An 11,912-nucleotide genomic window follows, 5' to 3' on the forward strand; every position below is an offset into this window, starting at 1 on the left:
TCTCTAGGGCAGGTTAACTATATATTACTCACCCGTGCGCCACTTAGCTGACAGTATTAGCAAGCTAATACCCGTTCTCGTTCGACTTGCATGTGTTAAGCACGCCGCCAGCGTTCACTCTGAGCCAGGATCAAACTCTCCATAAAATGAATTATTTGAAACTGACAATTTTTGTATTAAATTACAAAATTATCACTCAAGTAAAAATAGACAAGAATTTTGACTTCTTGTTATTTGTGCTTTTAATATCTTATTTTACATCCCATATTAAGGATTAGAGTTTTATATTCAGTTTATAAAAATTACTTTCACAAACTTATGTTTTTAAAGATCTCAAACTCTCTCCATCTCATTTGATGTCGTTCGTCTGTTTTTGGACGGGAATTATAGGGAATTACTTTAACTTTGTCAAGGGGTTTTTCTTATTGTTCGCTTAAATTTTGGAATTTGTAGGATTTTTGTCTTTTTGTTAGGATATTGTTAATTATTTAGTATATTTAATCTTATACACAATAGAAATGTTAGTTAATTACGTAACCAACACCTCTTACATTTTTTATTAGTTCAGTATCTATTTTTTTTCTTATATCTCTTACATGAGATGAAATTGTATGAAAGTCTTTCATCTCATCTTCATATATATAATCTGATATAGTTGAAAATGAAATTACTTTGCCTCTGTTTTTTATTAGAATATACAATATCTCATTTTGCTTTTTTGAAAGTACAATAGGTTCTTTATTTTTAAAAACTTGTTTTATATTTAAATCATATGTATATGAATCTTTTAAATCAATAATATTTGAAAAATGAAATTGTTTTACTATTGAATCTATTCTTAATTCTAATTCTATTAATTCAAATGGTTTTTTTAAATAATCACTACATCCTAAAGTATAAGCTTTTTTTACATCTTCAATATCAACCTTTGCACTTATAATTATCAAAGGCACATCAATATTCTTATTTCTTATAAACTCTAATATTTCTAAACCATCAATATTTGGTACATTTATATCAAATATAAAAAAGTCATATTCATATAAATTACAATTATCTAATAATTCTAAGCCATCATCAAAACTTGTAACTTCATGACCTTTTAGTGTAAAGTATTTACTAATATGTTGATTTAATGAATATTCATCTTCTAATAATAGTATTTTCATTTTACTTCTTTATATAAAAATTTAAATTTTGTAATATTGTTTACAGAAGTTACATCAATTTTAATTGCATTTTTCTCACAAACTAATGCAACTATTTCAAGCCCTATTCCTAAACCAAAATGCTCACAACTTTCTTGATAAAGTTTTTTAAATATTTTATCTGGGTCATCTAATATTCTACCTCTATTAGATATAGAAAAAGATATTGTGCCTTTTTCTTCTTCTTTGATTTTAACTTTTATCCTTGTATTTTTATATGAATATTTAATTGCATTTGATAATACATTAAGAAGTATTCTTTTTAATTCTATATCATTTATAAATATCATTGGATTATCTATTAAACATTCTAAATCAAAATCAATCTCTTTATTTATTGCTATTGGTTTTAAATAGTTTAATTCATGTTCTATAAATGGTTTTAACTCTATCCAATTGGCATCAAAGGGTGCTACTTCTTTTTTTATTGAATAATATATATCATCAGAAAAAATATTTAGCAATCTTGCTGCTGATTTTATACTTTTTAAATAGTCTGTATTTCCATACTCTAATGTTTGCATTTCTAAACTTGTTGATATAACACTTAAAGGGGTATATATTTCATGAAATGACTTTTCTACTAAATCATTTAATGAATTAATAATCATACTTGTTTGTAAATGAGTTTTTACTCTAATTATTACTTCTTTATCATGAAATGGTTTTGGAATATAATCAATTCCCCCTGCTTCATAAGCTTTAATTTTATCTGTTGAACTATTTAGTGCTGATAAAAATATTATTGGAATATCTTTTGTCTGTATATCTTGTTTTAAAAGTTTACAAGTTTCATATCCATCAATATCTGGCATTAAAATATCTAAAAGTATTAAATCTGGTTTTATCTCTTTTGCTATACCTATTGCCTTATTTCCATTTTTTGATAAAAAAACATCATAATTTTCTTTTTCTAAAATATTCTTTAATATATTTAAGTTTTCAACAGTATCATCAACTACTAAAATCTTTTTTTTATAAACTTTCATTTTAAACCTTTTTTAACAGAGTTTGAATTTTATCAAAATCGTATTGTTCTAAATAATTAATCAATATTTCTTTAGTATTATCATCTTGTATATTATTTATTAAACTACTACATGACTTATAATTACCTAAATTACTCTCTTTTATTAGTTTTATTTTTAAATCTTCACTTATTACCAACTCTTGCGTAGGTGTTTGTTCTGTGATTTGTTTATAATTAAACTTTTGTTTACTAAATATTATTAAGGATTGATCAATATCTTTAAAACTATATGGTTCTATAATATATGTAGTTGAGATTTTATTTAACTTTTGTAAATCTGAACTCATAACTGATGAAGTTAGAGTAATAATAGGAGTAGTTTTATTTGCTTTTTTATATATTTGCCAAAAAGACAATTCATCTTTGTTTAGTTTATTTGAATCTAAAAATACCATATTATAAGGTTTTGAATTAATTTGTTTTTTTGCTTCTTCAATATTGTCTATATGTTTAAAGTTTATATTTCTTGTATTAAAATATGTTGTTAAAATTGATATTTCATCTTCATTTTTTGCATATACTAAAATAGTAAAATCTTTTGTTTTTTGGATTGAGTCTATTTCTTGCATTTGTAGAATATCATTTTTTGTACTCTCAAAATCAATACATTTTTCTATATTTTGTAATTCAAATGAAAAAGTACTACCTTTATTTACTTTTGAATTTATTATTAAAGTACTTCCTAAAAGAGTTAAATTTTTTAGTACAATTCCTAAACCTAAACCATATCCTTCTATTTTGGAACTATTTTTGCCTCTTGTATAATCTTTAGTAATTTCACTAATCATTTCAGATTCTATTCCAATACCTGTATCTATTATTTCAAAAAGGATATTTTGATTTACTAATTTGCACTTTATATCTATGCTTCCATGTTCTGTAAATTTTAGTGCATTTCCTACTAGATTTAGAAGAATATAAAATAGTTTATTTTTATCTGTTTTTATAATAAAGTCATCACTAAGTTCTATATCTAGGTTTAGCCTTATGCCTTTTTCTTGAGTGATTGTATTAAAAATAGAGTAAATGTTTTTTAATAGTTCGTTTAGATTAAATTCATATAATACAACTTTATCATCACCGTTATTTGTACTTATATTTATAATATTATTTATTAAATCAATCATACTTGAACTTGCATCAATAATTCGTTTTACACTTTTTTTCTGATTTGTATTTAATGTATTATCATTATCTAATATTTGAGCATTTCCATAAATTGCATTTAATAATGTTCTTACATCGTGAGAAATATTTGAAATAAATAAATCTCTTGATTTATCAAGATTTTTATTTTTATTCTCTTCTATAATTGATATTAATTCTGATTTTGTTAGTTTTGAATAGTCCATGCCTAGATAATAACAAAATTTAGATTCATTTTAATTAATAAAAATCTTATCAATACTATGATTTTGAAAACTTTTTGTATCTATTAAATTATTAACAGAAGTAATTTTATCTTTTATATTTAAATTACATGAAACAAATCTATTATTATAAATAATAGAATCAAGAATCTGTGTATTTTCATCAATATATACATCATTTTGTATTATTAAATTTGGGCCTAAAACACAGTTTTTAGATATTTTTACATTATCTAATATAATTATTGGTTTTATTAAAATACAGCTTTTATCAATTTGTACATTTTTACCAATTATTATGCCATCATCACTACTATATCCTAAGGTATAATCTATTTCTTCTACTGAACTTAAAATACTATTTGAAATAAAAATATAGTCTTTTAAACTTTGTAATGATTTTATTTTTAGTAGCTTTTTTTCTACTATTGTTGCTTCTTTTGATTCTTTATTTGTATAAATTAGTTCAAAAGTTCTATCTTTTATTTTAAAATTTTCTTTTTCATTTATTAGAATATTTTTAATATCACTAAAAGAATCCAAAAGAAAACCTATATTTTTAATAAATATCATATCACTATTTTCAATACTATTTATATTCTCTTCATTTATAAATTTTATTTTGGGTGCAAAAACATCACTAAAATAGTACTCATTTATATAAGTTTTTAATTGAGAATCTACAATATAAATCTCTTGCACATTTAACTCATTTAATAAGTCAAAATAGTATGAAAACAGTTCTTTCCCACATATTTTAAGTTCTAATAAGTTTTTACTTAATAATTCGAACTCTTTATTATGAGATAATTTCGTCTGTATTTGAATCATGGCTTTCATTTGAATTCTCCATATTTTCTATGCTTTGTATTGCTTGTTCTTCATTTGAGTATATATCTAATATTGAACTAACTCTTGTAATTTCAAAAATAAGTTTTGCTTGATCAACTAAATGTTGAATTTTTGCATCACCGTTTTTTTCTCTAAGTTTTTTAAGACAATACACAATATATCCAAGACCTGATGAATCAATCATTGTTACATTTTTAAAATCAAAAATAAAATATTTTGAATTCTCTTTATATTGATTAAATTCATTTTTTAGATTTTCTACACTTTCAACCATTAACTCGCCACTTAATCGTACAATTACGATATTGTTTTTGTTTTCATAATTTACATTAAACATATCTTTCTCCTTATGTTTTTTTAATTATAAACTTATGTATTGCAGAAAAAATGCAATTTAATAAGAACCTTTTTGAAATAAAACAGCTGGTATAGTTTTTAAAAGTAAAACTATATCTTTATAGATTGATTGATTTTTGATATATTCTTTATCCATTTTTACTTGTTCTTTAAACGGAATTTTACTTCTTCCTGATACTTGCCAAATACATGTGATTCCTGGTTTTACATCTAATCTTTTTTTATCATCCATATTGTATTGTTTAACCTCATCTATTACAGGTGGTCTTGGCCCTACTAAACTCATTTCCCCTTTTAGAACATTTAGCAACTGTGGTAACTCATCAATACTTGTTTTTCTAATAAACTTACCAACTTTTGTGATTCTTGGGTCATCTTTCATTTTAAACAATACACCATCACTTGATTGGTTTTGTTGCATTAACTTTTCTTTTAACTCTTCTGCATCTACTACCATTGATCTAAATTTATACATATTAAATAGCGTGCCATTTATCCCAACTCTTTTTTGAATAAAGAATATATTTCCTTTACTTGTAAGTTTTATTATAAGCATTACTATTAATAATAATGGCGATAGTAGGATTAATAAAATAAAAGAAGCCACAATATCTATAACTCTTTTTGTAAGTGTTCTTAAGACAAATTTTAAATGCCATAATAATTTTTCTATTTTATATTTTTTAGGTGTTTCGTAATTATTTAGATAAACATTTATTAAACTATTTTTTTCTTCATTTTTTTTATATTTGTAAACTCTATATAAAAACAGTGGATTTCCTAAAATATATCTTTTCCACATTCTTTTTGGTTCTTGAAGCATTCTGTAAATCCATTCAAAACCTAGTTCTCTTAGATAAATTGGAGCTCTTTTAATATTTGTAGAATAAAAATCAAATAAGCCACCTACTCCTAATGTCACTTTTGCATTTATTTTATCTTTATATTTTTCTATAAATATCTCTTGATATGGTGCACCCATTGCTACAAATAAAATATCTGTTTTTAAAGAATTGATTTTATTTATTACTTTTATTTCAGATTCTTTATCATTTAAAAAGCCATTATTTGTACCAACAATTTTGATATTTTTATATTTAGATTCTAATTGCTCTTTCATTTTTTGTGCAACACCCTCTTTTGCTCCTAATAAAAATATTTTGTACTCTTTTTCTAAAGATAAATTACAAATAAAAGGTAATAAATCTGTACCATTTAGATTTTGCATTAGTGGTGTTTGTAAAATATTACAAGCCATATTTACTCCACTTCCATCAGCTAAGACAGTATCTGCATTTTTTAGTATCTCTTTATATTGTTTATTTTCAAATGTTTTATTTAAACAATCTGCATTTATAAAATAAAATCTTCTTTTTGTATTTGTACTTATACTTGTTTGAATAAGTTCTAAGATATCTTGAATTTTTAAATTATCAAAATAGACATCAAATATTTTTACTTTTTTTATATACTTTTTATTACTAGTAAAATAAAGCAATGAAATTAAACTTTTTAAAAATATTTTTATATCATTTACTAAACATCTATTTTCTATATACTCTTTATTACAAGAACTAATCGTAGTATCTAGCATTTTAGAGTTTTTTCTAATAAACCATAAGCTAAAAATTCCTGGTTTATGATTTACTTTATATTTTATATTTGATTTATATTCAACCAAAGCAACCCCAATAAAAGAGATTTCTGATAATAAAACATGATAAAAAAGTGCTATGTTCTTTATAAAACCATCACAGTTAAAAAGATTTAGCTCTATTGTTTTATCTTCATTTAGAAAATATGTTTTTTTTATAAATATGTTTTTTTTGTAAAATACTTTTCTAAATATAAAAAATATTAATAAAAAAGCAACAACTAATATCATAATCAATGATATAACTATTTCAAGTACTCTTTTTGATAAGAAGTAAAATCTATCTTGCTCTGTATAGTTCAATGATTTTGTTTGCATGATAACTCCAATCATATTTTTTTATTTCGTTTAATCCATTTTCTACCATTTGTACTTGCATTTTTTCATCATTTAAAACTTCTAAAATGCTCTCTTTTATACTAAGATGATTATATTCATCAAAAAATTTTGAAACATTTTTTCCTATTTCTAAAAGTGATGAATTTGATGCACATAAGGTAGGTATTTTCATGGTCATTGCTTCAATTAAAGGTATTCCAAATCCTTCATAAAAAGAAGGAAATACAAAAAGTTTCGCATTTGAAAAAATCACTGGTAATTCTTTGTTTTCTAAAAACCCTAAAACTTTTATAGATTTTTTATCTTTTGAGTTATTTATATAATCAAACACAACAGATGAATTTTCTCTTGCAGTTCCTACTAATACTAAATCATAAGTATCTTTTACATTTTTTGGTAATGCCTCATATGCTTTGATTAGATTTAAGTGGTTTTTCCCTGGATATTCTATTCTTGATACATATAACAAATACTCTTTTTGTAAGTCTAGTTTTTCTTTTATTTTTTTAGAATCTAAAATATTCTCTTTAAATAAATTTGTATCAACACCATTGTAATTAACTGTAATTCTTAAAGGGTCTATTTTAAAATGTTTTTGTAAATCTATTTTTGTATTATTACTAACTGCAATAATTCTTTTTATAGGTTTTAAAAATATTGGAATAATATGTTTTATATAAAACATTCTAAATACATCATATTTACTTTGAACATTAAACTGTGATAAGTCATGAAACGTAGCAATTGTAAATATTGGATAATAAGCCATTAATCTTCTATTTGCTGCAGGTAAAAAGATAAAATCATATTTTTTACCAATAAAAAAAGGAAGTATAAACATATGAAAAAATAGATTTAAAACACTGTATTTTAAGAAGTTTGGAAAAGCAATAAAATGGATATTTTCATGTTTTCTTGTAAAGTTGTTTATATCTTTTTTTAATATTGCAACATAAACTTTATGCTTACTTGCTAATGAATATAAGGTATTTTCTATATAGTTTGAGATTCCAGATTTTCCATCATCAAAAGCTAAGGCACTTGCAAATATTTTTTTCATAATAAACTCCTATTGTTTTTCTTTATAATAAGAAGTTTAAATGCAAAAATATTGCAAATTTAATTTATATGTTTTAAAATCTCATTTGTTGAAGTTTTTGTATTAAGAAGTTGGTATTTTATATTCTCTTGCTTTAGCATGGCTAGTATTTTTTCATCAAGGTTTATTGCTTGTTCTAAACTCTCTTTTCGTCCATAATCTTGATATTGTATATCAGCTCTTTGTAAAAAGTAGTTCATATTTTCATACTTATTAAAAACATCTACTAACATAGATTTAAATATTTTTTCATCATAAATACTATTGTTTTTATAAAACACATAACCCAATAAAAATGAACCATCACAAATAGCATAATCAACTTGGTCTTTTAATCTTAAAAGCATATGATGTTGTTGCGCAAAAATATATAAGTAATCATCTAAAGTCGTGAAACTTTTTTCATAAGTCAAATCTTTTGCAAACTCACTTACATACTCAACTTTTTTATTCATTTTTTTTAGTTCTGCAAATAGTGAAACCGCTGTTGTTGACTTCCCACTTCCTGGCCCTGCAAAGATATTTATCACTTTCATAATATTCTCCTATTGATAATTTCCATAAGTTGCTTCTAAATTTTTATCTTTTCGTAACTGTGCATTTTTATGCCCTTTATAATAAGCATATTGATAAACAAATCTTCTAATAAAACTTAAACCTAATTCATATATCTCAAAGTTTTTTATATGATATTTTGTATCATTTAAAATTGATGAAAGATAGGATTTTACTAAAGTAACTAAGGTAAAAGTATTATCAAAAATATATACATCTGCTTCGCCTTCTACAAATCTTCTATTATAAATTTGTTTTAGTGTGTAATTATGAGAATGCATAACTAGGCATTTTGATAAATATTTTACGCTAAAGCCTTTGTTTTTTAAGTCATAACCCATTTTTGTATCTTCTGATGCCCATGCCTTTGTATAAAAAGGATTTATTTGCCATATTTCTTTTTTTATTCCTGATAAAGGAAGAGAAAAATACATCCATGATGGATTTTTTGCATCTTTTGGAAAGGCTATTTCATAATCTCTTTTTACCCAAGGTTTCGCTTCGGGTCTTGCTATTTGTCTTGCAAAAACTGCATGAGTATCTTTTTGTTTTAAATTTTGGATTAAAATCTCTAAACAGTTGTTATGTAGCATAACAGTATCTGAGTTTAAAAATACAATAAAAGGTGTATTTGTTTGTTTTATTGCATTGTTTAAAACAATTCCAGGATGATAATCTTCTTTTTTTATTTGTATTAATTCATGTGGATAAAAAGAGATTTTTTCCAATGTATCATCAGTAGAACCAGAATCAACAACTAAAAGTTTAAAATCTTTATAGTTTTGAGAAAACAAAGCTTTTAATGTTTGAGATATAATATCTGCTGAGTTCATTGACCGTAAAATAATCGTTGTTTCAAAAGTTTTCATAATTTAGCCTTTTATTAGTTCGCTCATATGAACTGTTTGTCTTGTTGAAATATATTCTAGTATTCTTTGTACTTGAACAAAACCATCACATAAATACATTGTTATTGGATGAATAATTACATTTGAAACAAGACCTAAATTTTCTCTATATCTTAACTGCTGTAAAACCATATCAGTCCACTCTTTGATATAGTATGATTCTTTTCCAAAATCATCACTCCAGTTATATCTTTTTTGCCATTGCTCTATCCATTGTGGTGTTCTTTCTGCATGAATTAGATGTTCATGATCAGGGATAATATTTATTGGAAAATTATAAATACCACTTTTATGTAAATTTGGTTTATTTGAATCTTTTATTACTCCATCTGAGCATATTTTTATTCCTGCTTCATATAAAATATCTTCTGTATTAGCTCCATGCATATACATATGATTTCGCCAAACTTTTATATCTTTTCCTGTTTTTTCTTTTATGATTTCTATTGTTTTTAAAGTGTCATTTCTTTGAAACCATTTAGGACCATTGTAATTTTTTGTAATTTTATTCCAAACTCTATGAAAAAATTCATGTTCAAAAGCATCATAATTATGTCCACCTACCTCAACCAAAGGATTAAAAACAATTTGTTTTACATCATCCCACTCTTCTTGAAATGATTTACCTGTAATAAAATAGTTCACTTTAATATCATAAATCTCTAAAAACTTTAAAAACATAATTGCAGTTTGCATTTCTGTAATATCACAATGTTGTTGATTACCCGTATTTAAACTCATATGATGTAAATCACCTGTTAAACAAATCATCATAAATCCTTTATAATCCAAAATCTTCTTTTACGAAGTTACTATTTACATACTTTTTCCAATAGTTTAAATATGAAATTTTATATGCATCTTTGTTTTTAATATCTAGTTTGAAAAAATCTTTTAGTATTAAATCAAACACTTCATTTTTGATATCATAAGCAACATAAGGAAATAAAATAGGCATCATTCCTTTTATTCCTAGCATTTTGTATTTGATATTTTCCAGAAAACTCATTGATGAGATATTTGGAACTTTTTTTGTTAAAAAATATATCTTTTTTAAAACACTTTTAAACGTATTGTTAGTTGATAAACTCTCTTGAACTGCTTTGTTTATATATGATGGTGAACTTAATTGCACTTGATTTAAAGCTAATTCTTCACATTTTGAGTGAATATTTGAAAGCTCGTTTTTTAAAAAAGCTTGATACTCTTTAAAATCATAATTCATATATTTTTCATAGTTTGGCTCAAATCTAAAATTTATAGCTTCATCATAAATTGACTTTACTTTTTGGCTAATATTTTTTTGATTTTTCATTCTATTTTGTTTTTCAACATAACTATAATCATAATCCCCAAGATAAAAAAGTAAAGCATCTCCATAACCAATAATTGCTTTTATCCAATGTTTGATTATGATTTTTTTATCTTTTTCATCAAGTATCTCTTTTTTGAGCATTAAATCATTTATTACAAGAAGTGTTCCTCTATTTACTATTAGATTTCTTACATCCCATGATGGAATATTTTCTATCTCAAAGTTTTTATTTTCTACTAAAGATGAAACATCTCCACAAATTACTTTATGTCCATATTTCATATCATAAGTAATTACCAAAGGTTCACAATTTTTTAATTTTAAAGAATCTATAATTGAAAACTCAACTAAAATTCCTAAAGGAACTGTATGTTTATCAAATATTCTTTTACATTTAAAAGATAAGTATTCTTTCTCTTTTTGTTTTATATTATTTGAAATAATCACAAAATCAAAGTTGTTATGAGGAAATTCTTTTCCATTTACACTTACAACTCCTCCCTCACCTCTTCCATATCCACCTATTAATATTATGGCTTCATATAAATCTTTATTTATTAAAAGTTCAATATCTAAGGCAATATTTTCAAGAACCTGACTTAAGCTTCTTTCAAAAGCAAGACTTCCTTTTATTGTTAATCTTCCAAAATTACGCATAATGAACTCCTAGATATTTTTTAAATGTCTCAACAAGTAAATTTGCATGTGCAAAAGAATCATGTTCATACATCATTGTTTTTAAAACATTAAAACAAAGTCTTTGATGTAGTTTTTTATCTGCTATTAAACCATTTATTTTTTTCTCTAAATCTTTAATATCATTTGGTTGAACCAGTAAACCGTTTACATCATGTGTTAACCATTGAGATATTCCTCCAACATTTGTAGCAATTACAGGAAGACCAACCTTTTGGGCTTCAATTCCCACAAGATTAAATGTTTCAGGAGCGCGACTAGGTACAATTAGACAGTATGCTTTTTTATAATACTCTTCTAATTGATTATGTGTTGCTTGTCCTACAAACTTTACTCTATCTTGGAGTTTTAACTCTTTTGTATAGTGTTTGAAATACTCCTCTTGTTTTCCTGTTCCAACAATCACTAAATCATAATCTTTTGGTATTTTATTCATAGCTTTTAGTAAGGCATCTAAACCTTTTCCATTTATAAGTTGTCCTACAAATAGTAAAGTTTTATTTTCAGTAAAATTTGTAGCTGTGCTATG

Annotated in this window: 12 protein-coding genes and 1 rRNA gene; all 13 read right to left on the bottom strand. The window is 24.1% G+C overall.

Annotation, left to right across the window (positions count from 1 at the left end; all coding sequences use genetic code 11):
• Positions 1–146: ribosomal RNA gene (locus tag ACERKK_RS06435) — 16S ribosomal RNA — on the bottom strand; the annotation flags it as partial.
• A 375-nt stretch (positions 147–521) separates the two neighbouring features.
• Positions 522–1,169: a response regulator transcription factor gene (locus ACERKK_RS06440; RefSeq protein ID WP_373772265.1), complete on the bottom strand. Its 648-nt coding sequence runs from the start codon at positions 1,167–1,169 to the stop codon at positions 522–524.
• Positions 1,166–2,197 carry a hybrid sensor histidine kinase/response regulator gene (locus tag ACERKK_RS06445; RefSeq protein ID WP_373772266.1) on the bottom strand — a complete coding sequence of 344 codons (1,032 nt, stop codon included), beginning with the start codon at positions 2,195–2,197 and terminating at the stop codon, positions 1,166–1,168. The genes ACERKK_RS06440 and ACERKK_RS06445 overlap by 4 nt, the downstream gene beginning before the upstream one ends.
• A 1-nt stretch (position 2,198) precedes the next feature.
• Positions 2,199–3,590, bottom strand: coding sequence for an ATP-binding protein (locus ACERKK_RS06450; RefSeq protein ID WP_373772267.1), 1,392 nt, complete (start codon positions 3,588–3,590; stop codon positions 2,199–2,201).
• Between the two features lie 30 nt (positions 3,591–3,620).
• Complete coding sequence (locus ACERKK_RS06455) at positions 3,621–4,448, bottom strand: hypothetical protein (protein ID WP_373772268.1); 828 nt, start codon at positions 4,446–4,448, stop codon at positions 3,621–3,623.
• Positions 4,408–4,797, bottom strand: coding sequence for an anti-sigma factor antagonist (locus tag ACERKK_RS06460; RefSeq protein WP_373772269.1), 390 nt, complete (start codon positions 4,795–4,797; stop codon positions 4,408–4,410). The genes ACERKK_RS06455 and ACERKK_RS06460 overlap by 41 nt, the downstream gene beginning before the upstream one ends.
• 57 nt (positions 4,798–4,854) lie before the next feature.
• The gene (locus ACERKK_RS06465) at positions 4,855–6,789 is read right to left on the bottom strand and encodes a WecB/TagA/CpsF family glycosyltransferase (RefSeq protein WP_373772270.1); all 1,935 of its coding nucleotides are present in this window, start codon (positions 6,787–6,789) and stop codon (positions 4,855–4,857) included.
• Positions 6,752–7,870: a glycosyltransferase family 4 protein gene (locus ACERKK_RS06470; RefSeq protein WP_373772271.1), complete on the bottom strand. Its 1,119-nt coding sequence runs from the start codon at positions 7,868–7,870 to the stop codon at positions 6,752–6,754. The genes ACERKK_RS06465 and ACERKK_RS06470 overlap by 38 nt, the downstream gene beginning before the upstream one ends.
• Before the next feature lie 59 nt (positions 7,871–7,929).
• Positions 7,930–8,445, bottom strand: coding sequence for an AAA family ATPase (locus ACERKK_RS06475; RefSeq protein ID WP_373772272.1), 516 nt, complete (start codon positions 8,443–8,445; stop codon positions 7,930–7,932).
• Positions 8,446–8,454: 9 nt separating this feature from the next.
• A complete protein-coding gene (locus tag ACERKK_RS06480) occupies positions 8,455–9,333 on the bottom strand; it encodes a glycosyltransferase family 2 protein (RefSeq protein WP_373772273.1) in 879 nt (292 codons plus the stop codon).
• A 3-nt stretch (positions 9,334–9,336) separates the two neighbouring features.
• Positions 9,337–10,143, bottom strand: coding sequence for a polysaccharide deacetylase family protein (locus tag ACERKK_RS06485; RefSeq protein WP_373772274.1), 807 nt, complete (start codon positions 10,141–10,143; stop codon positions 9,337–9,339).
• Between the two features lie 10 nt (positions 10,144–10,153).
• Positions 10,154–11,344: a hypothetical protein gene (locus ACERKK_RS06490; RefSeq protein ID WP_373772275.1), complete on the bottom strand. Its 1,191-nt coding sequence runs from the start codon at positions 11,342–11,344 to the stop codon at positions 10,154–10,156.
• Positions 11,337–11,912 (bottom strand): glycosyltransferase (locus ACERKK_RS06495; RefSeq protein WP_373772276.1); only part of this gene is annotated, 576 nt, incomplete at its 5' end. The genes ACERKK_RS06490 and ACERKK_RS06495, both read right to left, overlap by 8 nt.

The organism is Poseidonibacter sp., from assembly GCF_041821165.1.
GTDB lineage: Bacteria > Campylobacterota > Campylobacteria > Campylobacterales > Arcobacteraceae > Poseidonibacter.